At 32.6% G+C, this 26,710-nt stretch carries 22 protein-coding genes; 4 read left to right on the top strand and 18 right to left on the bottom strand.

Translation table 11 applies throughout. The features are described 5' to 3' along the window. Nucleotides 1–4 precede the first annotated feature (4 nt). The 7 genes from D9R05_RS04925 to D9R05_RS04895 all read right to left on the bottom strand — a co-directional run bounded on the left by D9R05_RS04925 (nt 5) and on the right by D9R05_RS04895 (nt 8,661). Entirely contained in the window at nt 5–1,117 is a 1,113-nt protein-coding gene (locus tag D9R05_RS04925; RefSeq protein ID WP_162984905.1) for a polysaccharide pyruvyl transferase family protein, read from the bottom strand. After that, the gene (locus D9R05_RS04920) at nt 1,110–2,567 is read right to left on the bottom strand and encodes an oligosaccharide flippase family protein (RefSeq protein ID WP_162984904.1); all 1,458 of its coding nucleotides are present in this window, start codon (nt 2,565–2,567) and stop codon (nt 1,110–1,112) included. The genes D9R05_RS04925 and D9R05_RS04920 overlap by 8 nt, the downstream gene beginning before the upstream one ends. 25 nt (nt 2,568–2,592) lie before the next feature. Continuing rightward, nucleotides 2,593–3,351, bottom strand: a complete 759-nt coding sequence (cysQ, locus tag D9R05_RS04915) for a 3'(2'),5'-bisphosphate nucleotidase CysQ (protein WP_121666115.1) — start codon at nt 3,349–3,351, stop codon at nt 2,593–2,595. Nucleotides 3,352–3,629: 278 nt separating this feature from the next. Beyond that, nucleotides 3,630–4,598, bottom strand: coding sequence for a hypothetical protein (locus D9R05_RS04910; RefSeq protein WP_121666114.1), 969 nt, complete (start codon nt 4,596–4,598; stop codon nt 3,630–3,632). Further along, nucleotides 4,595–6,274 carry a DUF6909 family protein gene (locus D9R05_RS04905; protein WP_121666113.1) on the bottom strand — a complete coding sequence of 560 codons (1,680 nt, stop codon included), beginning with the start codon at nt 6,272–6,274 and terminating at the stop codon, nt 4,595–4,597. Before D9R05_RS04905 ends, D9R05_RS04910 begins: the two co-directional genes overlap by 4 nt. Nucleotides 6,275–6,288: 14 nt before the next feature. Further along, entirely contained in the window at nt 6,289–7,782 is a 1,494-nt protein-coding gene (locus tag D9R05_RS04900) for a GH3 auxin-responsive promoter family protein (protein WP_121666112.1), read from the bottom strand. 9 nt (nt 7,783–7,791) lie between these two features. After that, a complete protein-coding gene (locus D9R05_RS04895; RefSeq protein WP_121666111.1) occupies nt 7,792–8,661 on the bottom strand; it encodes a M23 family metallopeptidase in 870 nt (289 codons plus the stop codon). A 118-nt stretch (nt 8,662–8,779) separates the two neighbouring features. Between D9R05_RS04895 and D9R05_RS04890 the strand changes: the two genes are divergently transcribed. Then, nucleotides 8,780–8,980 carry a Sec-independent protein translocase subunit TatA/TatB gene (locus tag D9R05_RS04890; protein WP_162984903.1) on the top strand — a complete coding sequence of 67 codons (201 nt, stop codon included), beginning with the start codon at nt 8,780–8,782 and terminating at the stop codon, nt 8,978–8,980. Between the two features lie 76 nt (nt 8,981–9,056). Here D9R05_RS04890 and D9R05_RS04885 read toward each other — a convergent pair whose 3' ends face one another. Genes D9R05_RS04885 through D9R05_RS04875 form a run of 3 tightly spaced genes read right to left on the bottom strand, consistent with a single transcriptional unit; the run spans nt 9,057 to nt 12,836 of the window. Next, nucleotides 9,057–10,031, bottom strand: a complete 975-nt coding sequence (locus tag D9R05_RS04885; RefSeq protein WP_121666109.1) for a DUF4837 family protein — start codon at nt 10,029–10,031, stop codon at nt 9,057–9,059. 24 nt (nt 10,032–10,055) lie between these two features. Further along, nucleotides 10,056–11,609 (bottom strand): lytic transglycosylase domain-containing protein, encoded by a 1,554-nt coding sequence (locus D9R05_RS04880; RefSeq protein WP_121666108.1) that lies wholly within the window; start codon nt 11,607–11,609, stop codon nt 10,056–10,058. Nucleotides 11,610–11,651: 42 nt separating this feature from the next. Continuing rightward, nucleotides 11,652–12,836 (bottom strand): phosphoglycerate kinase, encoded by a 1,185-nt coding sequence (locus D9R05_RS04875; RefSeq protein ID WP_121666107.1) that lies wholly within the window; start codon nt 12,834–12,836, stop codon nt 11,652–11,654. A gap of 87 nt (nt 12,837–12,923) precedes the next feature. Here D9R05_RS04875 and D9R05_RS04870 point away from each other — a divergent pair, with 87 nt between their 5' ends. Beyond that, complete coding sequence (locus D9R05_RS04870) at nt 12,924–14,072, top strand: DNA polymerase III subunit (protein WP_121666106.1); 1,149 nt, start codon at nt 12,924–12,926, stop codon at nt 14,070–14,072. Nucleotides 14,073–14,119: 47 nt separating this feature from the next. Here the strand turns inward: D9R05_RS04870 and D9R05_RS04865 are convergent, their stop codons facing one another. From D9R05_RS04865 to D9R05_RS04840, 6 genes are all read right to left on the bottom strand, one after another. Then, a complete protein-coding gene (locus D9R05_RS04865) occupies nt 14,120–14,653 on the bottom strand; it encodes an OmpH family outer membrane protein (RefSeq protein ID WP_121666105.1) in 534 nt (177 codons plus the stop codon). 208 nt (nt 14,654–14,861) lie between these two features. Continuing rightward, on the bottom strand, nt 14,862–15,707 hold the full coding sequence (locus D9R05_RS04860) for a class I SAM-dependent methyltransferase (protein ID WP_121666104.1): 846 nt from the start codon (nt 15,705–15,707) through the stop codon (nt 14,862–14,864). Continuing rightward, nucleotides 15,704–16,234: a hypothetical protein gene (locus D9R05_RS04855; RefSeq protein ID WP_162984902.1), complete on the bottom strand. Its 531-nt coding sequence runs from the start codon at nt 16,232–16,234 to the stop codon at nt 15,704–15,706. Before D9R05_RS04855 ends, D9R05_RS04860 begins: the two co-directional genes overlap by 4 nt. Nucleotides 16,235–16,266: 32 nt before the next feature. After that, complete coding sequence (gene mnmG / locus D9R05_RS04850; protein WP_121666102.1) at nt 16,267–18,138, bottom strand: tRNA uridine-5-carboxymethylaminomethyl(34) synthesis enzyme MnmG; 1,872 nt, start codon at nt 18,136–18,138, stop codon at nt 16,267–16,269. A gap of 12 nt (nt 18,139–18,150) precedes the next feature. Further along, a complete protein-coding gene (ybeY, locus tag D9R05_RS04845; RefSeq protein WP_121666101.1) occupies nt 18,151–18,570 on the bottom strand; it encodes an rRNA maturation RNase YbeY in 420 nt (139 codons plus the stop codon). 2 nt (nt 18,571–18,572) lie between these two features. After that, nucleotides 18,573–22,037, bottom strand: a complete 3,465-nt coding sequence (locus D9R05_RS04840; protein WP_121666100.1) for a DUF4175 family protein — start codon at nt 22,035–22,037, stop codon at nt 18,573–18,575. A gap of 549 nt (nt 22,038–22,586) precedes the next feature. Here D9R05_RS04840 and gltX point away from each other — a divergent pair. Then, on the top strand, nt 22,587–24,107 hold the full coding sequence (gene gltX / locus D9R05_RS04835; protein WP_121666099.1) for a glutamate--tRNA ligase: 1,521 nt from the start codon (nt 22,587–22,589) through the stop codon (nt 24,105–24,107). A 211-nt stretch (nt 24,108–24,318) separates the two neighbouring features. Then, nucleotides 24,319–25,323, top strand: coding sequence for an SPFH domain-containing protein (locus D9R05_RS04830; protein ID WP_121666098.1), 1,005 nt, complete (start codon nt 24,319–24,321; stop codon nt 25,321–25,323). Between the two features lie 78 nt (nt 25,324–25,401). On the opposite strand, the gene D9R05_RS04825 is transcribed toward D9R05_RS04830, so the two are convergent. Both D9R05_RS04825 and D9R05_RS04820 read right to left on the bottom strand, forming a co-directional pair. Continuing rightward, the gene (locus tag D9R05_RS04825) at nt 25,402–25,935 is read right to left on the bottom strand and encodes a hypothetical protein (protein WP_121666097.1); all 534 of its coding nucleotides are present in this window, start codon (nt 25,933–25,935) and stop codon (nt 25,402–25,404) included. 72 nt (nt 25,936–26,007) lie between these two features. Continuing rightward, nucleotides 26,008–26,625 (bottom strand): hypothetical protein, encoded by a 618-nt coding sequence (locus D9R05_RS04820; protein ID WP_121666096.1) that lies wholly within the window; start codon nt 26,623–26,625, stop codon nt 26,008–26,010. Nucleotides 26,626–26,710: the final 85 nt, after the last annotated feature.

Raw genomic sequence — 26,710 nt, 5'->3', positions numbered from 1 at the left:
CTTATTAATTATTTTGTATTACTTTTTTTAGCTCGTTAAACATATTTTGAGCTAAAATTTGATTGTTGTTTGTTTCTTGCTGAAGGGATTTCTGCACTTGAGCATAGTTCTTTTGTACGTCATTTACTTTTTCTATAAGATCTTCTGAAAAAGGATAGGGCCAAACTTGTAAAGAATTAGGAAAAAATTCACCTACAACTTTTAATTTTTGCTCTATACCTATACTAATGCTTGGAATACCTAAAAGTGAAGCAAAAATAATTCCGTGAAAACGAGCGCTTATCATTAAATCAAATTCCATTAATTCTTTAAGAAAATCTACTATTTTCATCTTTTCAGGATTCCAAACAATGTATTTTTCCTGTTGATTTTCTAAATATTCTTGCCAATAAGATTCAGGTTTAAATAAAATATAAGTAGGTAAGTAACCTAGGCTTTTTAAACGCTCTACTTCTTGCTGAAGTTTTTTGTAATATTGTTTACCTTCAGAGGACAAGTTCCAATCTCTAACAATTATCCCTACTTTTTTTATCTTTGTTTTGGGCTGTTTAAATTTAGAAAAGTCTATAATTCCTGGAAGAAAACAAATATCGGTAAATTTTAATGCTTTACTATTTAAAGATTTAGCAAACTCAAAACTTAAACGATCTCTTGTGAATACTTCATCTAACGCTGCTATACTATTGCTTGCTGCTGTAAGTTGTGGTGTGTTTTCTTGAAATGGTCCCAAGCCTAAACCCAGACCAATGCTTTTATTAGCTCGCATTTTTTGTTTTAAAACTCTTTTCTGAAAAGTAAAAAGCAATTTTTTAAAGGAAAGGTGCTTTATATAAAAAGCTAATTTTTCTTTAAAACTAATTTTATTGAAAGCAAAAAACTGTGTTCCTCCACCTAAAATAAGTGTTTTAGCATCAACATTAAATGCCTGGTCTTGAGAAATAAGACGAGTATTAGGAAACATTTTTTTTAAATATTTTGATTTTTTTGTTATAAAAGCAACTTTATAATGGTTCTTTTTAAACCATTCAGTTAAAAAAAATTGAAGGGCATCATCCCCAAAATTTTTTGCACCATAAGCTCCTTTTACCAATATATCTATACTTCCTTTTTTAAGCATTTTTAGAGAAGTTGAAAAGTTTGTAAAATAAGAATACAAAAATAAAACTACTTATTAAGGCTACAGCCGCTTTTATGAATAAATTCATTTCAAAATAAAAACAAATAAAAGCTAAACCTAAAACGCCTATCCATAAACTAATAGCATAAGGAGAAAATACCAAAAATCTTGGTATAATTTTTCGCTTTAAGTATAATGGTATCACAATAATTACATTGATAGTGTAGGCTATTAAGTATGCCCAAGCAAGACCAACAGCTCCACTATCTTTTAAAAGAAAGAAACTTCCTGTAAGACTTAAACCCCAAATCAAGTTACTTAAAAAACTAAACCACATTAGATCGTTAAGAACCATAATCCTAGCAATACCTTGCTTGTAAAGCATTACGATTGTAAACAGCAGAACTATTAAATAGGTACTAAAAAAATTAGCATCCTTCAAATATTCGTCACCAAAAATTAACCCAAATAGTTCTGGAAAACAGATAAATGGTAGAGCTCCAAAAACACCTATTGCCCAAGGTAATATTAAACTAATTTTATCAATTTTTAAATTTTCTCCTTTCTTAGCCATCAATGTAATTAAAGGAGCGTTTAGAGTATTTGCAATCATATATAGTAAAGTCTGAAATAAGATAATAGCTGCAAATAAACCCATTTCTATATATCCTTCGGGCTGATTTACCAGCAAAGCTTCAGCTAACCATTTAAAAGGCACTACCATTGCTCCACTTAAAATTGCAGGAATTGTAAATTTTGAAAGAACTGGTATTTCCTCTTTTAAACGAACTGTAAGTTTAATGGCTCTTCTTTTTAACTCAAACCAAAGTAAAATACTTTGAAGAATAAAGTGTAGAATTGTAGCTAATAAAAAACCTGTAAATGTACTTTCTACGCTATTAAATTTTGCTCCAAAATACAAGCCGAAAAATAAAGCCACACTAAATATAATATTAATGATTGCTGCTGCTTTAAATAACTGAAAACCTTCTAAACATCCTTTTAAAGAACCGTTTAAACCTCCAAAGAATAATAAAAATGCTCCGAGTTTTAAAGTTTCAGTAAGACCTACAGCATTTAAAGTTTTTGCAAGACTAGATGAAAAAAAATAGAACAGTAAGCTAATAAATAGTCCAAATATAAGTGTTGTTAAAAGTGTTAAGCTTACAATATTAGCTGTTTTGGTTCTCGTTTCATTTTTATATTTGGATATATAACGTGTTGCTGTGAGCCCTAATCCAGATCCAACGAAAATAAGAAATAGGTTAATGGTTGAACGCACTATACCAATTTCACCATTTAGTTCTTTACCCAAAAAATTAGCAACAACCACCCATCCCAAAAAGGCCAATCCTTTAGAAATGACTGTTCCAATAACAGACCAAAATGAATTTATAGTAACCTCTTTTGCGTCCTTTGAAGAAAAAGCAAATGATTTTATTTTGTTCAACATAGCACGCAAAAAAATAATTAAATTATCGTTTTACTAAAAAATACGGATTTAAAAGATTTTCTTTATTGTAACGTAAAGGTTTATCATCTTCCATACTCATTACTTCAAGATCTAAACCTTTTAGAACGGCATGAGCAGCAGCAGTATCCCATTCCATTGTAGGCGCAAAACGTGGATAAATATCTGCTTCGCTATCGGCAAGTAGCATAAACTTTAAAGAGCTTCCCATAGAAACCGTTTCTGCCTCTTTAAATTGATTAATATAATCTTCTGTATCTTTATTTAAATGCGAGCGTGAAGCTACTATTCTTGTTGGCCCTTTTTCGTGCTTAATTAACTTCAGTTGGTCTTGTGGATCCATATTTTCTGAACGATAGGCTCCAAGTCCTTTTCCTCCGAAATAAATTTTATCTAAAGCCGGTGCATAAACGACACCTAAAATCGGTTCATTTTTATGAATTAATGCAATATTCACGGTAAACTCACCATTTTGCTTAATAAATTCTTTAGTTCCATCTAAGGGGTCTACCATCCAAAAATATTCCCAATCTTTTCGTTCTTCATAAGGGATTTTTGCTCCTTCCTCAGAAAGAATAGGGAAGTCTGTTTCTTGTAAACGCTTAGTAATTGCTTGATTTGCTAATTTATCGGCGCGAGTTAAAGGGGAGTCATCTTGCTTTTGTTCTACATCAAAACTTTCAGAATTGTAGACTTCCATGATTTTGATTCCGGCATCACGGCTGGCATCAATAATTAAAGGTAGGAACTGGTTTAAATCCATAATAATTTTCTTTTAAATATCACTACTAGTACAAAGATCTAGTATTGGATAAAATGAGTTTGTTAAGTTTATACAATTCTAGTAAACTTTTTTGCTAGTCTGAGGTTTCTACTCACAAATTAATTTAAATTTTAGAAGTATTTAACATCCTGTTATGAAGTTATTTAGCGTCTTCATAGTAGTTAAACTATAAGTGTTTACAAACGCTACCTCTCATATATGCTTAATTAAAATTTTTTGGTGATTTTTAAGGCATTTTTTTGTAAAAATTAAAGCTTTTATGATAGTGCTTTAGCCTTTCTATAAATCACTCTAATTAATTTAATTAAAATAAAAATAAGAACTAATAGAACTGGATAAAAATACATTTTACGAGAAAATGGATTAAAATGCTCTAAGTTTCTTGGAGAGCCCTTATCAATAATTTTTAAAAACTCTGTACTTGTTATTGTATTTTCTAAAAGACGGTTAACATCGTCTTGAATAAGCGTTCTGTTTTCTAGAACCATTCCTAGATCCATAACCGTTCCAGAGTTAAAATAGGTAACCCCTGGAGTGGTATACTTTTCTTGTCTAAAACTGTTTGAGTAGTTTATAACTAATGAGTCAATTTGACTTAAAAGATTTGTTGTGCTTTTATATTGGCGATTTGCTTCTTTTTCATATAATGAATAAAGGTCTTGGTAATAATCATTTTTCCTAAGATATTTAATTATTTTTGTCAAGTACTCTTTAGAATCAATATCATCAGGATGGTATAATGTAAGCTTATGACGTTTTACACTATTGATATACAATCTTTCTTTCTGTTCAATTTCAATGTTTTCGTCTAAAAACTCTGCATAAGCTTGTTCTTCTTTATTAAGTTCATTTAATACGACAATGGGCTCTATGTCTAAGTTTATTTTAGCAGCTTTCTCTTTAGGTATTTCCAATTCGTTCATAAAAGAATCGTTATAGTGCTTAAGCCCAAATTTTAATTCTTCAATCGACTTATATAAATATTCAGCGGCATCAAAATCTGTTGCAACAATAAACTCTGTTTTGTAAATATCAGGTTTATTTTTATCTAGAAAATAGCCTAAGCCGCCACCTATAGCAATTAATATTGCTATTATAACTATATTCCTAATCAAGAAATTAATAAACCTAAAAAAAAGTTGTAGTGTTTTATAAAAAACTTTTTTAGTAAGTTCGTACAGATCAATTACATCTGTTTCTTCTTTGGTTGTTTGTTTTGTGCTCATTCGTTTTCAAAAATTTGTTCTAAAATCTTTTCTGTAATTAAATAGGTTGGTTTTACACCTGTAGTTCCTAATCCACCTGAAGCTAATGTGCTTCCGGTTTCTAAAGGGTTATCACTAGCGTAATATGCGTATCGTACCTTTACTTTGTTTTTTATATTTCCACGTAAGCGTGAAGCTGCTTGTATTGCTTTTTGGTAATGTGCTCCTTCCATTTCTAAGCCAATAACATTCCAGGTAGAATCATGAAAAAAGCGTAAAATATCTTTATTTTGAAGTGATGTTCCTAAGACGGTTATCATAGCTCCATCATATACTTGAATTCCATGGCCGGCTAAATGTTTCTTTTTAAGCTTATTTTTAAACGGATAGTTATCTGCTGTTCCCTCAAATAGATGTGCATTCGGAATCATAATATCTCCTTTTTTACCTTCCAAAATTCCCGCTTTACCCATAATTGAGATTGAGTTAACCGGTAGATGAACTTTTTCTTCGATGGTTGCGTAAGGTTTTAGCAATTCATCCATGGTTTCGTAAGCTTGCTCACCAAAAGCATAGTCCATCACAATTAAAACAGGAGCATTTTCAATATCTGCTTGAAATCGTTTTTCCGGATGATTTATTTTTGAAGTATCAAAAAGTTGCACATTTATATTGGCACCACTCTGGTCTTCTATATAAACCATTCCATTTTCTAAAGCCGTTTTCTGAACTTTCATTCGCAACTTACCGTTGGCGCTGTTACTTAAGGCTTCGTAAAGTTCTTCTCTCGATTTATTTTTTAATTCTTCCTTTAAAGCTATAGGCGCATAAAGCGTATTCATAACACTATGCATATTGGCACTAATGATATGAATTTCACGATTTAGTAAGCCTTTTTCTGCTAAGGTTTGCTTTATTTTATCGGCCCAAATTTCCCCGTGAATATGATGCCCTAAGCGTTCACGAAGTACGGGTGTAAAGGTAACAATACGTTTATTATTATGAATACTTTCATCGATTGCTAAACGACCTAAATAATATATTAGATGTAAAAACCGTTTGTTATTTTCGGGTGTACTGAATAGCGGATAAATATGCGATACTTCTTGAAAAGTACGTCCTAAAATATTTGCGGTATGTGTTAATGCAATTTCTCGTTCTGCTTGTGATAATTCTTTTTTATGAACTGCTTCTTCCAGCTTTTGCCAATCGCGCGTTAAACTATCTTCTTCATCAATAATTACCCGACGCATTATTTTATGAGATTCGATAAAAAGAAAGGTTAGATGGGTAAGAATATCATAAATTTCTGAACGTCCACGTGTTATTTCAATATTCATTTGCTCCTCATCTATTCGGTAGCAATTTCTTCTTCTTTTTGGTGGAACAATCGGTTTAAAATGAGATTCGCCATAGCCTTCGTCACTGGTTAAGTTAATATAACGACATTCTTCTATGCCAACCGGCAAGCGATCTACAACATATAACAATCCGTTTAATTCTACTTTATTTTCTGCAACACTTCCGTAAATTTCAGGACGTAAAATTAATAACGCTTCACGAAGGGTTTCTCCGGAAACGCCCATTGGTTTATAAAAACCGCGATTAAATAAATGACGCATGGTAATATAGAGCCGCTCAATAGCGTTAGAGCTTTCTTGCGCTCTATTTCTGCCTATATTTTTTACCGTATTCATAAATCTTATCGTTTTTATTTATCGATTTTTTCTAGTGCTTCTGCAATTTTTCTATCGTTAGATAAGCGAGGCAGTTTATTTTGTCCTCCTAGTTTTCCGATAGATTTCATATAGCTTTTAAATCCGCCTTTTGCAACCGTGTTAATCACTAAAGTACGTAAAATATTTCCTTCAATTAAATCTTTATAATAGCTGTTCTGTGCTTGCAATGCTTCGTCTAGCGCTTTTGCAAAGGTATCTAATTTTTTGGGGCTTTTTTCAAATTCTACAAACCATTCGTGATACGGCAAGCCTTCTTTAGGATTGGTTTGTGGCGCTACGCTAAACTCGTTAATTTGAACTTTCATTTTTGCCGCTACTTCTTTCATAGCATATTCTACTTCCTTAGCAATAACGTGCTCTCCAAAGGCAGAGGTAAAATGTTTAATTCTACCGGAAACAATAACACGATAGGGCTTTATTGAAGTAAACATAACCGTATCTCCTAAATTATAGCCCCATAAACCTGCATTGGTAGAAATTATCATAACATAATTAATGTCTTTTTTTACTTCGCCAATTGTGAGTCGTTTAGGGTTTTCTTCAAAAAATTCATCTGCTTTAATAAATTCATAATAAATGCCGGCATCTAAGCGCAACAACATTCCTTTTTCTTTTTGTGAATCTTGATAAGCAAAAAAACCTTCGGAAGCCGGAAATAATTCTATACTTGGAATTTTTTTACCTATTAATTCTTCAAACTTCGTGCGGTAGGGTTCAAAATTAACTCCTCCATAAATAAAGAGGTTAAAATTAGGAAAAACCTCGCCTATTTTTTTTCCTGTTTTTTGCTGAATTCGCTCAAAATACATCTGTACCCAAGAGGGAATACCGCTGATAACAGCCATATCTTCAGGTAAGGTTTCTTCAATAATAGCTTCTACTTTTTCTTCCCAATCTTCTATGCAATTAGTTTCCCAGCTTGGCAATCTGTTTTTCTGTAAATAAGCCGGTACATAATGTGCTACAATTCCGGAAAGTCGACCATTTTTAATGCCGTTTTTTTCGTGCATAACCGGGCTTCCTTGCAGAAAAATCATTTTTCCATCTACAAAATCTGCTTTACCGGTTTCTGCAATGTAACACAAAATTGCGTTTCGTGCTCCTTCAATATGACTCGGCATAGAAGCTTTAGTTAACGGTATATATTTTGCTCCGCTTGTTGTCCCTGAGGTTTTTGCAAAGTAAAGGGGTTTTCCTGGCCAGAGAATATTATCTTTTCCAGCCACTACTTCATCCACATAAGGTTTTAAGGCTTCGTAATCTCTTATAGGAACTTTAATGGCAAAGTCTTTTGCATTAGCTATTGACGAAAAATCATGGTCTTTACCAAACTTTGTGTCTTTAGCACTTTCTATAAGTGACTTTAATAATTTCTGTTGTGTTTCTACAGGTTTCTTTGCCCAATGATCAATTTTTTTCTTGATGATTTTAGCAAATATTTTGGCCGAAATAGATTTTAAAGACATAAAGTGTATTTATTCAAACTCTAAAAATTCACTTGGATTTACAGGATAACCATCGCTCCACAATTCAAAATGAAGGTGTGGTCCGGTGGTAAATTCTCCGGTAGAACCTACCATAGCAATAACTTCGCCTGCTTTCACCAATTCTCCTTGTTCTTTTGTCAACGAAGAGTTGTGTTTATAAACAGAAATTAATCCGTAACTGTGTTCTAAAATAATAACAAAACCGGTTTCTGAAGTCCATTCGGCAAAAATTACTGTGCCGTCTGCTGTTGCTTTTACGGGCGTGTTTTCAGCCGTTACAATGTCTACTGCAAAATGTTTCTTTTCTACATCATATGCTTCAGAAATACTTCCGTTAACCGGTGCAAATAATTTAAAATCTAAACGTGAAACAGCCACATCAAACACATTGTATTTATCTTCTTGCTCAACTTTGTCTCGTAAAAGAGAGTCTGCTTTAGACGGATTTAAATTTATACTATCTGGAGAAATTGCATTGGTATATCCTGAAGAATCTTGGTTTTGGATTTCTGCTGGAGAAACATCGCCACTCAAGACTTTTCGGATAGATGAAAAGTAACGGTTTCTTTTTTCTATAACTTGTTGTAAAGAATCTGTTGTGTAAACTAATTCTGTAGCACGTTGCCTTAATGCGGTTGATGAATATCCGGGAATATACTCGCGTAAGGGCGTAAAAGCAATCAGTAAAATAGTTAAGGTTATAAGAACAATTGCCGATAAGCCTACTGTAACAAAAACATTTAAGCGGGTTAACTTAAATGCAAAACGTTCTTCAAAAGTATCCTCGTTAAGGATTACTAATCGATACTTATGCAAGAGTTTTTTTGCTAAGCGTTTTTTCTCTCTTTTTTCTGCCATACTTAAGCTTCTTACGCCACAAATATAGGATATTCTATTCTTGTAATTGATTTATTAAGAAGTTAACGTAATCTTTAGATATTAATTATTAAGTTTGTATTAGAAAAAAATTGAAATTATGACTTTAGGAATATTTTTAGCATTTGGAGTTTGGCAAGGTGTGGTTATAGCTGTTGTCATTCTTTTGTTATTCGGAGGGAAAAAGATTCCAGAATTAATGAAGGGATTAGGAAGCGGTCTGAAGGAATTTAAAGACGCCTCAAAAGAAGATGAAGAAGACGTGAAAACTGATAAAAAAGTTGAAAATAATAAGCAATAATTTTTTTATTGTCTTGGTTAAATAAAAAAATCCGAACAATTTTTGTTCGGATTTTTTTATGCTTCTTTTTTTTACTTTACTTAATCTTAGCTGATTTTAAAATAGACTCTATTTCAAAAATATGGTCTCGTTTTGTAGCTGAAGGCTTAAAAACAAATCCTTCTAAAACCACATAACGATTATTTTTTTGGTCTCTAACAGCATAGTTTAAAAATGGACCGGCCATAAATGCATCTTTTACTTCCCAAGTTCCTTTGGTTTCATAAGCAAACTTTCCATCAATTTTAGATTCAAATAAATACGGAGCATAAGCCGCTTCGGTAATCATATAGGTTCCTTCTGTTGGTCCGGGAACATATTGTTTTCCTATAGAATCGCGCATTTTTATGATATCGCCAATAGTATTGGTGTCGCTTTCTATGGTACTAAACGGAACTTCGTAAACCAAAATTTCCATGCTTCCGTTAGGAATATCTTTTCTAATCCAGAAAAAATCATCCTTCCTTTTTGCATATCGATAAGCTGTAGGGAATTTTAAAGAAACGCCCATTTTTTCTTCTAAAAACTTATCATTTTTTAGTGATTTTGAGATACGGTTTTGCTGTTCATTGATCTCTGTATTTTTTAAACTTGTTATAATTTTTAAACTTTTTTGCTCAATTAAATCAACTATTGATCTTGTTGTAGGCCCGGAAATGTAAATTCCTGTTTGTGGGCGTGCAAACGTATCTTGTACAATTTTAAACGATGCCTTTTCGCGTTTTTGTATTTTTAAAAAAGTACGGTTTTTTCTTACAAAACCTTCAAAAGCATTAGTCGGGATGTGACTTAACGTAAATAAAGGTTCTTGTTGCGGTAAGCCTTCTACGGGAGCTGCTAATTTATTTCGTAACATTTCGCCAATTTCTCCTTGCCACAAATCATTATCTGAAATTATAGAAAGATGGTTTAACCTTCCCGAAGAGGTTGTTAATATAATTTGATCTTTTTTACCGTCTTTACATCCTGTAAAAACACTGATAATAGCTAGAAATACGATTAGTTTTTTCATAATAAAGTTTCCTGTAGTGCGTGTTTAACTCTTAGATATTTTGAGCTTCATTCCTGGTTTTAATCTATTCCCGCTAATATCATTCCATTTTTGAATATTCTGAACAGTAACCCCCGGAAACTTTTTTGAAATACTCCAAAGAGAATCTCCTTTTCTCACGGTATAAAATTCTTTAATCGATTTTTTTTCTTCTTTTTTTGAAGCGGTAATCGCAATTTGTTCAGCTGGTTTTCTTGGGTAAATTGTTAAGTATTGCCCCACACGAATATTATTATTTCGCATATTATTCCAGCGTCGTATTTTGCTTACACCAACGCCATAACGCTCAGCAATTCTGCCTAGATAATCTCCACTACGAACGCGATATCTTATTTTTGCGTCTGCTTCAACATAACGTGGTAACTCTTCTTTTGCTTCTTCTAGCTCTTTTGTTACGTGCCCGTAAATTTCATTTTCATTGGCTACAAAAACGCCAGATTCTCTAATCGGTAAACGCACATAATATTCTTCATCCTCTATAAAAGGAATAATTCCTAATTTATAACTTGGGTTAAGAAATGAAAGTAATTCTTTATCAATTCCGGTAACTTTAGAAATTTGGTCAAACTTCAATAATTGCTTTACTTGAATAGTATCGGTTTCGTAATATGTAACTTGCGGTTTGTAAGTATTAAAACCATGCTCTTCTGCATATTCAAAAATATACATTGTTGCTATAAAAGCCGGCACGTAACCCGCGGTTTCTCTTGGCAAATATCTTCTTAACTCCCAGTAATTTGTATTTCCACCACTTCTTCTAATTGCTTTAGAAACATTACCCGGGCCAGAATTATACGATGCTAAAGCTAAATCCCAATCGTTAAACATACCGTGTAATTTTGCCAAATATTGACAAGCCGCATCGGTTGCTAAAACAGGATCCATACGTTCATCTACATAACTACTAACATCTAACCCATGCATTTTTCCGGTAGCAAACATAAACTGCCAAAGTCCGGTTGCTCCTACTCTAGATTTTGCTTGCGGATTAAGTGCTGATTCAACAATAGCCAGATATTTCATTTCTAGTGGAATATCGTACTGATCTAACTTTTGTTCAAATAATGGGAAATAATAATGACTTAGCGAAAGTAAACGCTCCATCGATTCTCTATTGCGCTTCAAATAATAATTAATAACGCTTTCTAAAGAAGTATTATATTCTACACGAAATGGAGTTTTTGCATTTAATCTAGCTAAACGAGATTTTAAGGTATCGGTTGAAACTTCTTTTTTTACAAGAGAATCTGCATATGCTGCATTAACAATTGCCTCTTGCATTTTTTTATATAAGTCTGAATTTAAAAGCTCCTTTTCCCATAAAGAATCTACGCGAGCAGCAGGTTTATAATCCATTAACCGTAATACTACGGAATCTTTCATTATTTCCGGAGCGGGATTTATGGCAGAGAAATCGCGTTCTACAAGGCTCTCTTTTGCTATTAATGAGTCGTTTTCTTGCTTGTCTAAATGCGATTTTTGTTGCGCTTGTACCAATAATGTTGAACCAAATGCTAACAGAAAAAAGAGTTTCTTCATATACTTTGTTAATTTTTGTTAAGATAATATCAAAAATGATGCCTAAGCATTTTTGATGGCTGCAATTCCTGGAAGCGTTTTTCCTTCTAGCATTTCTAACATAGCGCCTCCTCCGGTAGAAACATAACTTACCTTATCTTCGAAACCAAATTGTTTTACAGCCGCTACACTATCTCCTCCTCCTACTAACGAAAAAGCGCCGTTTTTTGTTGCCTGCGCAATACTGTTTCCTAAGGAGATTGTTCCTTTAGCAAAATTTTCCATTTCAAAAACGCCAAGCGGACCGTTCCAGAGAATTTTAGCTGAATTTAATACAACCTTATCAAAGTCTATTAAGGTTTCCGGACCTACATCTAAACCCATCCAGCCTTCTGGAATTTCATTTATAGCAGTAATCTTTGTATTTGCATCATTAGCAAAAGCATCGGCAATAATAGCATCTTTCGGCAGGTGAACTTGTACATTTTTTGCCTTTGCTTTTTCTAAAATTTCTAGGGCTAAGTCTAATTTATCTTCTTCAACTAAAGAATTTCCTACTTTTCCTCCTTGCGCTTTTATAAAGGTAAATGTCATTCCGCCGCCAATAATTAAATGATCTACTTTATCTAGTATATTTTCAATTACCGTAATTTTTGAAGAAACTTTTGCTCCGCCCAAAATAGCGGTTACTTTATCATCTGAGTCTAGAACTTCTTGAAGGCTTTCAATTTCTTTCGCTAATAAATATCCGAAGCATTTTTCGTTAAAATATTTAGCAACTACGGTGGTTGAGGCGTGTGCTCTGTGCGCAGTTCCAAAAGCATCATTTATATAGCAGTCTCCGTGTTGCACTAGTTTTTCAGCAAAATTTTCGTCACCCTTTTTTTCTTCCGGATGAAAACGTAAATTTTCGAGCAATAAAATTTCTCCATTTGCCAATTCATCAGATGCTTTTTGAGCTTCATCATCTACACAATCTTCAGCAAATTTAACTTGAACACCTATAATTTCTGATACTTTTGCTACAATATGTTTTAAAGAGAATTTTTCTTCTTTTCCTTCTGGCCTTCCTAAATGCGACATTAAAACTACAGAACCGCCATCTTCTAAAACTTTGGTAATAGTAGGTTTTGCAGCTTCTATTCTTGTGGTATCAGTTACTTCAAAATTTTCATTTAGCGGTACATTAAAATCAACTCGGATTAAGGCTTGCTTATTTTCAAAATTATAGTCGTCTAGAGTCATCATAAGTTCTATTTTTCTTCAAATTTAATTATTTCTTGTTTTTAAGGCTTGTCTGCTTTAAAATAAATTAAAAATAGCTAATTTCGCCCTATGTTATTTTCGGAAATAGTTGGCTTAACTCACCTTAAAAATCACCTTACCACAAGTGCAGATCGCGGTAGAATTCCGCATGCACAGTTATTTGTTGGCAAGCACGGCAGCGGTACTCTACCTATGGCTATTGCTTATGCCCAATATCTTTTGTGCCAAAATTCTGATGGAGAAAATAATACCGGTAAAAATTCTTGCAACCTTAATTTTAAAAAGCTAGCCCACGCAGATCTTCATTTTGCCTTTCCGGTAGCAGGAACAAATAAAGTAAAAAAACACCCCGTTTCAAGTCATTTTTTAGAAGAATGGCGGGCATTTATTGCCGAAAATCCTTACGGTACTTTATTTAATTGGTATCAAAAATTAGATATTGAGAATAAACAAGGAAGGATTGGCGTAGATGAAGCCCAAGATATTGTAAAATCTCTCTCTTTAAAAGCTTACGAAGGTGGCTATAAAATAATGCTGATTTGGTGTGCCGAAAAAATGAATATTGCTGCGGCCAATAAATTGTTGAAATTAATTGAAGAACCGCCTCAGAAAACCATCTTTTTGCTTATTACCGAAGATGAAGAACAAATCTTACAAACCATCCGTTCGCGATGCCAAGTTTTACATTTTCCGCCATTGGGTGAAATTGATATAAAAAATGCATTGCTAAAAAAAGATGTTGCCAATCTTGAGGCAAAAAAGATTGCGCATCAGGCTGATGGAAATTTTACTAAAGCCTTAGAAATTCTAAACCATAACTCGGAAGATGAAGATTTTGAGCAATTATTTATAAAATGGATTCGTACAGCCTTTAAAGCTAAAGGAAATAAAAGTGCCATTAGTGAACTTTTAGCTTGGGCAGAAGAAATTGCAGCTTCAGGAAGAGAAACGCAAAAGAAATTTCTAAATTATTGTATTGATTTTTTTAGGCAAGCTTTATTATTAAATTATAAAGCTGAAAATTTAGTCTTTTTTGAATCGCAAACACAAGGTTTTGATCTTTCTAAATTTGCTCCTTTTGTACACGGAAACAATATTTTAGCTATAACTGAAGAATTGGAAAAAGCTATTTTTCACATCGAACGAAATGGAAATGCTAAAATAATTTTAACCGATTTATCCATCAAATTAACACGATTACTTCACAAAAAAGCATAAAAAAACCGACCTATAAAAGTCGGTTATACATATAGATTTGTGAATAATTACTCTTCCTTTTTTTCAGATTTAGAAGTAGTTTCTTCAATACCGTTAAGCTCTTTTAAAACATCTTGTGTAATATCTTTTCCTTCTTTAGCATACATAATGTTTGCAGATTCATTAGAGCCAAAAATATAGGTGTAATTATGTTCTTTACCATAGTCTACAACAAAGCCTTTTACTTCGTCTATTAAACTATCAATTACCTTATCACTTTCTTCGCGTAAAGCTTGACTTTTAGCTTGCTGTTGTTGTTGCAATTGTTGTTGACGCTGCATCAACTGTGTTCGTTTTTTTTGCAATTCTTCATCTGACATAGAAGCGGACTGCTGCTGAAAAGCTTCTACCTCATTTTGAAATTGTTTTGCTACAGCATCAAGCTCCTTTTGCATTTCCTTAGATTTTTCATTGAATCTCTCCTCGGTAGCTTTCATATTCTTATACTCCTTTATTAAAACAGTATTGTCTACATAAGCTGTTTTATCTTGATTACAAGAAATAGCAAGTGCGGCTATAAAAATTAAGGCAAACTTTTTCATGATTTTTTGATTTTGGTCAAATGTAAATATTTTAAATAAAATGAAGAAAATAAGTTGCTATAGTTTAAATTTATATAAATTATTTTCGAATAGATAATTATTATTATAAATCGATTAAATAAGAGCTTTTTAATGGAATTCAGTAGAATTTATGAACAAAAGCCTACTCATCTATAATAAAATGCAAATAATGTCCTTAAAAAACGTTTTAAGCTTGTTTAAATATATAAATTATAGAAGAGTACTCTTTAGAGCGTCTTGCAAGAATATTACTTTTTAATCCGGTTAAGAATGCTTTGATAAATTTAAAATTTCCTCCTTTGTATTTTTCAGAAAGTAAACTAACATAAAAAGAGTCATACACTAAGGGTTTAGTTTTAACCAATTTTAAATTATGTTGAGAAAATAAGCGTTCTATTCCTTCTTTTGAAAAATGCCATATATGCCGAGGCACATCGTAAGCCGCCCAATATTTTTTATAATGCCTGGCATCGTAACTTTTGAAATTGGGTACAGCAATAAATAAAGTTCCGTCAATGTTTAAAAGTGATTTTAATGATTCTATTTCTTCTTCTAAATTTGGAATATGTTCTAACACATGCCAAAGTGTAATAGCATCATATTTTTCAGGCTCTAAAGTATTTTTATTAGCTGATAAATTAACACCCTTATCAAGGGCTAATTTTCTGGCATTGGTATTTGGTTCAATTCCATTTATACGCCAGTAGTTTTGTTTTGCTAAAGCTAAAAAATCTCCTGTTCCCGCGCCGATGTCTAACAAAGTTTTTCCGCTAGAAAAAGATGAAATTAAATCTAGTTTTTTTTGAAGCATTTTGCTTTTTACCGCTTGATAAATTTTATCAATCAATGTTTTAGAAGAATCGGTATGCGAAATATAATCTTGACTTTTATAATAACCGGGTAATTCTGATGAAGACGGAACCGGAAATGTTTGAAGGATATCTCTTTCTTCATTCCAATACAAATCAAATTCTTTTCCGGAAACTGTATAATCTCGACAGCTTAAAAAATAGCGATCTAATTTTTTGGTCATCTGTTATTAATCTTTTCTTGAAGTTTTTTCAACTTTTGTATGGCAATAGATTTCCAAAAATTATCTGTTGCAAGTAAATCATTACCATTTTCATCTAAAATTTGAATATAAACATAGTGAACTTCTCCACCATTTTTTATTGTTATATCACCTTCTTTATCATTTATATTATGAGAGTTGTTTTGATTGTCATTATCCTTATTTCCGAAAACTAATCCGGTTAGATCTAAATAACTATCCCTATCAATATCTCGAGAAATAAAAAACTTTAGCTCTTTATTTTCAATGAAATCATTTGTAATAAATTCATTTAAATTGACATCATTAGACAACTCAAAAAAATCTCGAATAGCCTTGAAATAATTAAAATTGTTTCCTTTATATTGAAAGGTATAGGCTTTCAGTTCTAAAAACTCCTGACCTCCATCTGAAATCTCGTGTGTACTAATTCTTTTAGCTGTATAAACAGGAATACAAGAGTACATAAAGAAAAATAAAACAAATAAAAAAGCAACTTTTTTAAGCATATAATAATATGTTCCACGTGGAACATATAAAATTATCTCCCCATATATACCAATAAAACCGAAATATCACTCGGGCTTACACCGCTTACTCTTGAAGCTTGCGAAACTGTTCTGGGTTGAATTTTATTCAATTTTTCTCTTGCTTCTAGAGACATAGATTGAAGACCGGAATAATCAAAATTTGCAGGGATTTTTAAACCTTCTAATCGATGTAATTTATCGGCATTATTTTTTTCCTTATCAATATATCCAGAATATTTTACTTGAATTTCTGCCTGTTCTAACACTTCTGTATCTAAATTATTTTCTTGAATATAATTTTCTATAGATTCAACCTTTCTGATATCATTCATACTGATATTGGGACGAGCAAAAATCTTAAACATTTTTCCACTTTGTTTAACCTGAGCAGAATTATTAACTTTTAAAACCGGATTAATTTCTTCGGGTTTAACACTCGTATCTTTAAAAAAGTCAACAAATTTTTCAGCTGCCATTTTTTTCTCAAGCATACGCGTTAGCCTTTTTTCCGAAGCTAAACCAAGATTGTAGCTTTTTTCAGTAAGTCTAAAATCAGCATTGTCCTGCCTTAAAAGTGTTCTATATTCAGCACGAGAAGTAAACATTCTATAAGGCTCTTCTGTTCCCTTTGTAATAAGATCATCAATTAAAACGCCTATATAAGCTTCATCTCTACTCAAAATAAATTCTTCCTTTTCTTGTATTTTAAGGGCAGCATTTATACCGGCCATTAATCCTTGACAAGCAGCTTCTTCATAACCTGTGGTTCCGTTAATTTGACCCGCAAAATAAAGTCCTTCTACAAGTTTAGTTTCTAAGGTATGTTTTAATTGTGTCGGTGGAAAATAATCGTACTCTATTGCATAACCCGGTCTAAAAAACTTTACGTTTTCAAAACCAGCTACAGATTTCAAAGCTTTATATTGTACATCTTCCGGTAGACTTGTTGAAAATCCATTCACATAATACTCTACTGTATTCCATCCTTCTGGCTCAACAAATAGTTGGTGACGGTCTTTATCGGCAAATCGATTAATTTTATCTTCAATACTTGGGCAATAACGCGGGCCAACGCTATCTATTCTTCCATTAAACATAGGCGAACGATCAAAACCTTCTTTCAATAGATTGTGTACTTCAGGGGAAGTATACGTCATATGACAAGATCGTTGATGCGTTAATGGTTTTGTTGAATCCAAAAAAGAAAATTTTGCCGGGATTTCATCACCGGGTTGCTCTATCATTTTAGAAAAATCTAAGGACCTTCCGTCTACTCTTGGTGGTGTTCCGGTTTTCATTCTTCCAGATTCAAAACCTAGTTCAACTAAATCCGCAGTAATTCCCGTTGCAGCACGTTCACCAGATCGCCCTCCCCCAAAGTTTTTTTCACCAATATGAATAAGTCCGTTTAAGAAGGTTCCATTAGTAAGGATTACACTTTTGGATTTAATTTCTAGACCTAAGGATGTTTTAACACCGGATATTTTTCCATTTTCAATGAGTATTCCGGCTACCATTTCTTGATAGAAATCAAGGTTTTGAGTCTTTTCAAGCATCATACGCCAATCTTCAGCAAAACGCATTCGATCGCTTTGAACACGTGGACTCCACATTGCTGGTCCTTTAGATTTATTAAGCATTTTAAATTGTATAGCACTCGTATCGCTTACAATTCCACTGTAACCGCCCATGGCATCAATTTCACGCAAAATTTGACCTTTTGCAATACCTCCCATAGCAGGATTGCAGGACATTTGCGCGATATTTTGGAGGTTCATAGTCACTAATAACGTTTTGCTTCCCATATTTGCAGCAGCTGCAGCAGCTTCACTTCCTGCGTGCCCTCCTCCTACTACAATTACATCATACTCCTTTTCAAACATAACATTGCAATTCTATTGTTCCACGTGGAACATTTTAATTTTTTCGTTTTCTTTTTCCCTCATAATTTGCTTTTCTTCAGTAGAATGATCTGAAAAACCACATAAATGAAGAATGCCATGAATCATAACACGTTTTAATTCTTCATTAAAGTTTATATTTAAATCTTTGGCATTATCGTTAACGCGGTCAATACTGATAAAGATATCGGCATTTATAATGTCTCCTTCAACTGAATCAAAAGTTATAATATCTGTAAGGGTGTCGTGTTGAAGGTATTTTAGATTAATCTCATGTAAATATTCGTCATCACAAAAAATATAATTTATATCGCCTAAATTTTTGGATTCTGATGAAATTACCTTAGTAATCCAATCTTCAAAATTTTGACTAGAATCTAAATTAAAATTTGTTTCGCTAAAAAAATTAATCATTATTATTCTTTAAAATACTCCTCAACAAGCTCTTTATAATTTTGGCGCAAAGGTAAGCTTTGTCTATTTAATATTTCAGTGGTATTAAAATAATCTTTTGCCTTTTTATAAGAATCATTTACTTCATTAACATACTCATCTTCATTGGTTTGTGATTGCCTTTTATTATCTTTTCCTTGCTTTAAACTTGCGTCTTTTAATTGTAATAATCGATGTTGAAGATTCATCATGCGTTCTTCAGTTTGCCTATTAAAACCATTTTGTAATAATTCTTGTTCTATTTGGTCCATACTTTTAGCAAGACGTTTTGCATCTCCTCCTAAGCCTTCGCGTTCTATTAAATCTTCTAACTGCATTCGTAGTCGCTGTTGTTCTTGGTAAATTTCATAAAGTCGCTCACTTTGTTGTTCACCATTTTGACCTTGGCCTTGTTCTCCTTTTCCATTATTCCCTTGCGAACCTTGGCCTGATTTTCCCTGTCCGTCTTGTTGACCTTGCGATTGACCATTTTTCCCATTTTGGCCTTGTTGTTCACCACCAGGTTTTTCTCCAGGCTTCTGACCATTTTGCATTTTCGAGTTTAAATCTCCTTGCTTTTTTATGATATCGGGTAATTGAAAACCTCGTCCTTGACCCTGTCCTTTACCTGATTTACCGGGTTTTCCTTGTCCATCTGAGCCTTGCATACTCATTTGCATTTGATTTAAAGCATCCCCAAGCAAGTTAGCTAAATCATTAGCACCAGTTAAAGTATATTGCTGACTAGCAGTACCTGTACGTAAATCGTTTTGAGCCAAACGCTCTAAAGACTTTTCTAGATTAAATTCTACATCAGTTAATTTAGCAGTGATTTTTTCTGAAATCATCGGGTTTCTTAAGGCAAGTGCATAAAGACTATCATCTATGTGTTGGAAATTTTCACGCAATACATTTTGGTAACGCAATTTTTTACCAAAATTTGGACTATTATCACTCAAAGCCTTAAAATCTTCCATTAAATTTTCTTGCTGAAAAGAAAAGGTAATTAAATTATCTAAAATTTGACGCAGCATTTCGGCATCTTCCTGTTGCTGTTCTCCTCCGGATTGACTCATTTGCTGCTGCATTTGAGAACTCATTTGCTTCATTTTTTTTGCTGCTGATTGTTGCTTTTTTTGTGCTTTTTGACTAGCAGAATTGGATGAAGATTTACTACCCTTCTCAGCATCCTTTTTTTCAGAATCTCCTTCACTGTTTTCGGAATCACTTTTTTCAGCATCCTCCTTTTTCTCCAATTCTTTGGTAGCTTCTTCTTGATCCTTTTTTACAGCATCTTCGTCTTCTTTTTTCATACCCAGCTCCATGGGTTTTTTTAAGTTTTTATTTTCTTTCTGAAGACTATCAATATCTTTGGTCAACTCTTCAAAATCTTTATTCATTTTTTTCTGAGCCTCACTTGTATTCTCTTCTTTTTTATTACTTAAATCCTCTTGTTTCTTTGAAAGTTTTTCTAAATCCGAAGCCAGTTTTTTTGCCTTTTCCTGAACATAATATCGCTTTGTTAACTCCAATAATTGCTCTAAATTTTTTTGCTGGTTAATATTTTGCTTAGAGAGTTTTTCAAGCTTTTTGGTTAGTTCTTCTTTAGAAATTTTCTTGTTATACTTTTCTAATTCTTTTAAGAGTTTTTCATTTTCCTCTAATTTCTTTTCATTTCTTTCAAAACGTTCTTCTAAATTCTTTTTGTAAGGATCTTCTTTGTCTTTAGATTTAAAATCTTCTAAGTTTTCCTTCATTTTTTTGGAATACTGTTTCATCATTTTTTCTTGTTGTTTTTGTCGTTCGATGAAACGTTCCAATTTTTTTTGATCGTTATAATTTAATTGTTTCTTCTCCTTTTGAAGCTGATCTATTTCTTGTAATTCTTCATTAGATTCTTTCATTTTTTCAAGTGATTTATTCATCCCTTGAATCATTTCATTTTGGTTATTGAGTTGGCGCTCCTCTTCCTCGTCCTCAGTTCTTTTTCTATAAACAAACGTCGAACTTTTACTGGTTTTAGATCCGTTTACGCCATCATTATCGTAAACTTGAAAAAACAATTCATAAGCCTTACCTTCTTGTAAGTCCACGCCAGCAGGGAAACTATATAAGAACTGATCGAAATTTTCTCTTGAAATTGAAATTGATTTTCGCTGTGTATCTTTTTTATTTTCGATAGGATAATAAACAAGTTCCACTTTTCGTAAGCCATAATCATCAGAAATTCTGCCCCGAAAATATAATTGATCTTCGGTTACACTATCCTTTTTCATCTCCACTTCTATCTCCGGAAATTGATCGCGTACTACTTTAAAAGCATAGGAAAGTTTCTCATAATTTTTTAAATCTTTATTGGAAGTAGCAATGCTATAATATTTATTTCTATATACCGGCATTTGCTGTGTAAAGCTGTTATTTGCCTTCGAAAAATCAATTAGGCTGTCGTTCCATTCTAATTGAACTTGATCTGTACTTCTAGTTTTAAGATTCCAAGTAACTTTTGTACCTTCAGGAATATTGGCGTTTCCGTTCCCTTTAATAACTTCATCTTGTTTTTGAAGATATGCCGGGTAATCTAAACGCATTTCAAAATTCAACAAAGTAGGAACTTGTGTGACTTTTAACGTATATGGTTTCGATTCAACTTTATTAGCCGAAAAATAGAATTCCTGATCTTTTTTTACATTATCAAAACTAAATTGAAAAACACCGGGCGAAATTTTTGTCAATAAATAATCATTATCGCCAATATGAATTTGAGCATCTTCCGGAATAATTTTTCCGTTAGTTTCTACTTCAACAAGAAAATTCTCATTTTCATTAACCTGTAAACTTTTATTGTTAATAGTAAACTGAAAAGGTGCCGGTGGTTCGTATGCTTTTTCATAATTAACAACTCGCGTATAACCTTCAGAAAATAAAGAGCTGTTTCCTGAAATATATATTGCCAAGACTATAAGTAATGGAATGGCAGCATATTTTATATAGCGCAAATTTTGTTTAAAATTAATAGCTATTTGAAAAGGAATAGGTTGTAGTTCTACCGATTTTTGTTCTATACTCGCTAAAGCTAATTCAGAATCTTTAGAACTTGCATTTTGTTTTAACTGTATAACATTCAGTAATTTATCATTAACTTCAGGAAAATGTTGACCAATAATTTTTGAGGCTTCATAATAATCTATTCCTTTAGAAAGCTTAAAAAGTTTGGCAAGGGGAAACAAAATAAATCGGCCAAAAAGTCCAACTTCTACTGCAATAAACAACCAAAACAAAATAGTTCTCCCTAAACTGCCTAGCCAAAAGAAATATTCAAAAGAAACGGTGAGTAAAAAATAAAGCAAACCAATAGCAAAAAAAAGGATTGCTCCTTTTATTAACTCATTGGTGTAATACCGCTTAATGAAACTTTCAAGTTTATGTATTATTTTATCGTAATTACTCATGTTCTTCTATGCAATTTCTATAACCTTTAAAAGTACAATAAAAATTTTACTCCGCTATTTTTTAAAATGGCTTTAACGGGAAGTATAGTGCAAAATTCTTACCATAAAAGTATTTGCTGTCCAATATAGAACCCAGACCGCTTCGCTTTTAGAAACAAGAATCAAGACCTGATTGTAACTACCTAATAAACAGGAACAAAAATAATTAGCATTAGGTTTTATGTATTTTTACAAAAAAGCAAGGTGTCGAAGTTTAAAACTTTGAAAGTAAATAGTAATAGTGCTTTAGAGTAAAATTTTAGGCTGTCTGAGCCAACCAGAATATTCCAAAAAGCACTATTTTTTAAGGCGAGTTCCTAAAATTTAGAAGGCGAACAATAAATTTAGATAAAGTTTCGTAAGCCTAGATTTTTTTGTTTCGTTTTTTCATCATTGGAAAAAATGAATACATAAACTATTTAAAGTAGGATTAGCAGCATTAAAAAATACTTCTAAAAAAAGGCTTTAGCAAAAGAGCAATAAGATTGTATCTTTGCAAAAAAAAGAGGAATGTCAAAAGTTAGAGTACGATTTGCCCCGAGTCCAACCGGACCTTTACATATTGGTGGCGTAAGAACGGCACTTTTTAATTACCTATTTGCCAAAAAAAATGACGGCGATTTTGTGTTACGTATAGAAGATACCGACCAAACACGCTATGTAGAAGGTGCAGAAGATTACATTATTGAAACCCTAAATTGGTGCAATATTCCTTTTGATGAAGGACCCGAAAAAGAAGGTAATGTAGGTCCGTACAGACAAAGCGAACGTAAAGATTTATACACAGCTTATGCCGATAATTTATTAGCATCTGGCAATGCTTATTATGCTTTTGATACCCCAGATGAATTAACAGCGCACAGAAAAGATCATGAAGCTAAGGGAAAAACCTTCATTTATAATTGGCATAATCGTTTAAAACTTTCCAATTCGCTTGCGTTAAGTGAAGAAGAAGTTCAGAAAAAATTGGCTAATAACGAGCCGTATGTCATTCGATTTAAATCGCCACAAGATGAAGCTTTAAAAATGCAAGATGAAATTCGTGGTGAAATAGATATTGATACCAATATTCTAGATGATAAAGTTTTGTTTAAAAGCGATGGAATGCCAACCTATCATTTAGCAAATATTGTAGATGACCATTTAATGAAAATTACCCACGTAATTCGTGGAGAAGAATGGTTGCCAAGCATGCCGTTACACGTTTTATTGTACAAAGCCTTTGGTTGGGAAACACCAAAATTTGCACATTTACCCTTAATTTTAAAACCTACAGGAAAAGGAAAATTAAGCAAACGTGATGGCGATAAAATGGGCTTCCCGGTTTTCCCATTAGAATGGAAAGATCCTAAAACTAGCGATATTGCATCAGGTTACAGAGAAGAAGGTTATGTTCCGGAAGCTGTAATGAATATGTTAGCCTTTTTAGGTTGGAATGAAGGTGAAGGTTCAGAAAAAGAAATTTATTCGTTAGATGAATTAATTAAAGCTTTTAGTTTAGAACACGTTTCTAAAGGCGGTGCTAAATTTGATCCTGAAAAAACAAAATGGTTTCAGCATCATTATTTACAAGAAGAAGAAAACTTAGATTTAGCCAAAAGATACCTTCAGATTTTAGCCGAAAAAAATATTGAAGCAAGTTTACCTTATGTTGAAGAGGTGGTTAAAACCATTAAAGAACGCGCTACCTTTGTTAATGATTTTTGGGAGTTGAGTTCGTTTTATTTTGTTGCTCCGGAAAGTTTTGAGAAAAAAGCCGCTAAAAAAGCTTGGAAAGAACAGACGCCAGAAATTATGGAGAATATCAAAATTCTCTTGCAAGGCACAGAAGATTTTTCCCAAGAAACCCTTCAAGAAAATGTAAAAAAATGGATTACTGATCAAGAAATTGGTTTCGGAAAAGTAATGCAACCACTACGTTTAGCAATGGTAGGCGAAATGAAAGGACCCGATTTATTCCACATCATTTCTTCCATCGGAAAAGAAAATGCTATACAGCGTATAGATTTCGCTATAGCTGAACTTCGTTAAAAAGAATCTCCTGCAAAAGTTTTAAAACTTTGTCACCCTGAACTTGATTCAGGGCTCCATAATGCTTGATGAAGCTACCATATGTGATGCTGAATCAAGTTCAGCATGACGGTTCTATTGACAAAAAAACCTTCAATTATAGTTGAAGGTTTTTTGTTTATAAACTTCCGTTGTTTTGTGTTATCTTTAAACTTCAATCTAAACAAAATTTATGGGTTATTTTTTATTCGGATTTGTCATTTTTTTAGGACTAATCATTCTTATCACCGGTATTTTTACCGTAAAACAACAAACCGCCGCTGTGGTAGAACGTTTTGGTAAATTTCAAAGCATTCGCAATTCGGGTTTACACCTTAAAATTCCGATTGTAGACCGTATTCCGGGGCGTATTAATCTGCGTATTCAACAATTAGATGTAATTGTGGAAACCAAAACCAAAGACGATGTTTTTGTGCGTTTAAAAATATCCGTTCAATTTAAAGTGCTGCAAACTAAAATTTACGATGCGTTTTATAAACTTGAAAATCCGCAAGATCAAATCACTTCGTATGTTTTTGATGTGGTTCGTGCTGAAGTTCCTAAAATGAAATTAGACAATGTTTTTGAACGAAAAGATGATATTGCCAATGCGGTAAAAGCTGAATTAAACGACGCGATGATTGATTATGGATACGATATTATTAAAACTTTAGTGACTGATATTGACCCCGATGTGCAAGTAAAAGCAGCAATGAACAGAATTAATGCTTCTGAACGTGAAAAAGTTGCCGCAGAATTTGAAGCGGAAGCAGAACGGATTAAGATTGTTGCTAAAGCCAGAGCTGAAGCGGAAAGTAAGCGTTTACAAGGTCAAGGTATTGCCGACCAGCGTCGTGAAATTGCGCGTGGTTTAGAAGAATCTGTAGATGTGTTGAACAATGTGGGGATTAACTCCCAAGAAGCTTCGGCACTAATTGTGGTGACGCAACATTACGATACCTTACAATCGATTGGTGAAGAAACCAATAGCAATTTAATTCTCTTGCCAAATTCTCCACAAGCCGGAAGCGATATGCTGAATAATATGATTGCTTCGTTTACCGCTTCTAACCAAATTGGTGAAGAGATGAAAAAGCAAAATAAGCTAAAAGGAATTACTCCTAAAAAACGCAAGAAACCAACTCCACCAAAACAAAATCCTGATGATAACGATCCGGAGTATAGAAGTGAGGAGTAATTTTTTAATTAATATGAATCAATCCTTCAAGGTTTTTAAGATTTTGGAGGATTTTTTTATTGATAATAACTTAAAATATTAATTTGTAAACTGCATATCAAATCTACCTTTCCTTATTCTATGTACTACTCCATTGTGGTCCTCGATGTCAAACCAAAAAGTTCCTAACACAATCCCTTGTTCTTCATCTAAATAGGTAATAATCAATTCTCCTGTATATTGTTGAGATGTTTGAGAAAATATTCCAGCATATCCATATGTACCATAAGCATTTGTAGGTATATTTTCTCTAAGTGGATACAAACCTTCTTCTTCTATTTTTAAATCATTTGTTGAAACACCTATCAATATACTATCAAAATTTTCATTATCCCTATTCCCTTGTAGAGCAAAATAATATCCTCCATTTACATACTGATATACACAATCTAAAGATAAATGGTGGTTGTCCGGTAAAAAAACCTCTCCATCCAATAAACAACCAAAAGTATTTTCACCTGTTTGCGTAGCTGCTGGTAATTGGCTTACAGGATCTTTTGAACTTTGATCATCATCTTTATTGCAAGAAAATAAGCTTAAAAAAATGAGTGAAAAAATAAATAGTCTTTTCATAAAACCTCTTTAAGAAATAAATATAAAAAAAGACCATCTAACAAAGCGGTCTTTTTGGTTAACATTTTTTTATTAAAAAAAATCCATTTCTTCTAAGGTTTCGGGTTCTTTAATTTTACTGAATACTTGAGAATAATCTATCGCTTTATTCGTTTCTTCCCAACTAATTAAACGGATTATAGAATTTGCACCCATAGAAACATTCACGCCTCCATTAATTCCTAAACCTTCGGTGTAAAATGGCATGATAGGTTTTGGAATTTCATTATCAAAAAAGACATGACTTTCATTGTCCTTGGTCTTTACCTTGACCAAAAAACCATTATCTACAAGCTCATATTTTTTTATTTTGAAAAATTCATTCTTTTTTTCATTTAAAACAAGTGCTCGATTTTTATCTATGCTAAGAATGGTACTGTCTTGAGTGGATTTTTTTGTTTCTTTATCATAAGAAGTCGTTATCATTTTTATCTTCATATAATCTTCATTCGCCCAAATATACCTATCCATTGTTATCACTTTAACAGCATAATTTTTTATAGAATTATTTGCCGAAATAAAATCTTTAAAAGTATCATTTCCTGTATAATAAATATCAATTTTATAATGGGCAGAATAGATTTTATTTTGCGCAAAGGTAAACAGCGGAAATACTAAAACTAGAACTAAAAGCTTGATATCATTTTTCATAATAATAGATTTATTGTTAAATATACACGTAATTAATATTTCATAATCTACCCATTATCAGGTATTTTAATGTTTTACCAAAAAA

This window comes from Mesonia aquimarina (assembly GCF_003667275.1).
In the GTDB taxonomy this organism is placed as follows: Bacteria; Bacteroidota; Bacteroidia; order Flavobacteriales; family Flavobacteriaceae; genus Mesonia; species Mesonia aquimarina.
Note: the sequence above shows the minus strand (reverse complement) of the source record. Positions and strands in the feature narration are given on the sequence as shown.

Bases quoted from the DNA above. Each gene is read 5' to 3' on its own strand.
- D9R05_RS04925 (WP_162984905.1), bottom strand. From the start codon at position 1,117: ATGCTTAAAAAAGGAAGTATAGATATATTGGTAAAAGGAGCTTATGGT.
- cysQ (WP_121666115.1), bottom strand. From the start codon at position 3,351: ATGGATTTAAACCAGTTCCTACCTTTAATTATTGATGCCAGCCGTGAT.
- D9R05_RS04910 (WP_121666114.1), bottom strand. From the start codon at position 4,598: ATGAGCACAAAACAAACAACCAAAGAAGAAACAGATGTAATTGATCTG.
- D9R05_RS04905 (WP_121666113.1), bottom strand. From the start codon at position 6,274: ATGAATACGGTAAAAAATATAGGCAGAAATAGAGCGCAAGAAAGCTCT.
- D9R05_RS04900 (WP_121666112.1), bottom strand. From the start codon at position 7,782: ATGTCTTTAAAATCTATTTCGGCCAAAATATTTGCTAAAATCATCAAG.
- D9R05_RS04895 (WP_121666111.1), bottom strand. From the start codon at position 8,661: ATGGCAGAAAAAAGAGAGAAAAAACGCTTAGCAAAAAAACTCTTGCAT.
- D9R05_RS04890 (WP_162984903.1), top strand. From the start codon at position 8,780: ATGACTTTAGGAATATTTTTAGCATTTGGAGTTTGGCAAGGTGTGGTT.
- D9R05_RS04885 (WP_121666109.1), bottom strand. From the start codon at position 10,031: ATGAAAAAACTAATCGTATTTCTAGCTATTATCAGTGTTTTTACAGGA.
- D9R05_RS04880 (WP_121666108.1), bottom strand. From the start codon at position 11,609: ATGAAGAAACTCTTTTTTCTGTTAGCATTTGGTTCAACATTATTGGTA.
- D9R05_RS04875 (WP_121666107.1), bottom strand. From the start codon at position 12,836: ATGATGACTCTAGACGACTATAATTTTGAAAATAAGCAAGCCTTAATC.
- D9R05_RS04870 (WP_121666106.1), top strand. From the start codon at position 12,924: ATGTTATTTTCGGAAATAGTTGGCTTAACTCACCTTAAAAATCACCTT.
- D9R05_RS04865 (WP_121666105.1), bottom strand. From the start codon at position 14,653: ATGAAAAAGTTTGCCTTAATTTTTATAGCCGCACTTGCTATTTCTTGT.
- D9R05_RS04860 (WP_121666104.1), bottom strand. From the start codon at position 15,707: ATGACCAAAAAATTAGATCGCTATTTTTTAAGCTGTCGAGATTATACA.
- D9R05_RS04855 (WP_162984902.1), bottom strand. From the start codon at position 16,234: ATGCTTAAAAAAGTTGCTTTTTTATTTGTTTTATTTTTCTTTATGTAC.
- mnmG (WP_121666102.1), bottom strand. From the start codon at position 18,138: ATGTTTGAAAAGGAGTATGATGTAATTGTAGTAGGAGGAGGGCACGCA.
- ybeY (WP_121666101.1), bottom strand. From the start codon at position 18,570: ATGATTAATTTTTTTAGCGAAACAAATTTTAATTTAGATTCTAGTCAA.
- D9R05_RS04840 (WP_121666100.1), bottom strand. From the start codon at position 22,037: ATGAGTAATTACGATAAAATAATACATAAACTTGAAAGTTTCATTAAG.
- gltX (WP_121666099.1), top strand. From the start codon at position 22,587: ATGTCAAAAGTTAGAGTACGATTTGCCCCGAGTCCAACCGGACCTTTA.
- D9R05_RS04830 (WP_121666098.1), top strand. From the start codon at position 24,319: ATGGGTTATTTTTTATTCGGATTTGTCATTTTTTTAGGACTAATCATT.
- D9R05_RS04825 (WP_121666097.1), bottom strand. From the start codon at position 25,935: ATGAAAAGACTATTTATTTTTTCACTCATTTTTTTAAGCTTATTTTCT.
- D9R05_RS04820 (WP_121666096.1), bottom strand. From the start codon at position 26,625: ATGAAAAATGATATCAAGCTTTTAGTTCTAGTTTTAGTATTTCCGCTG.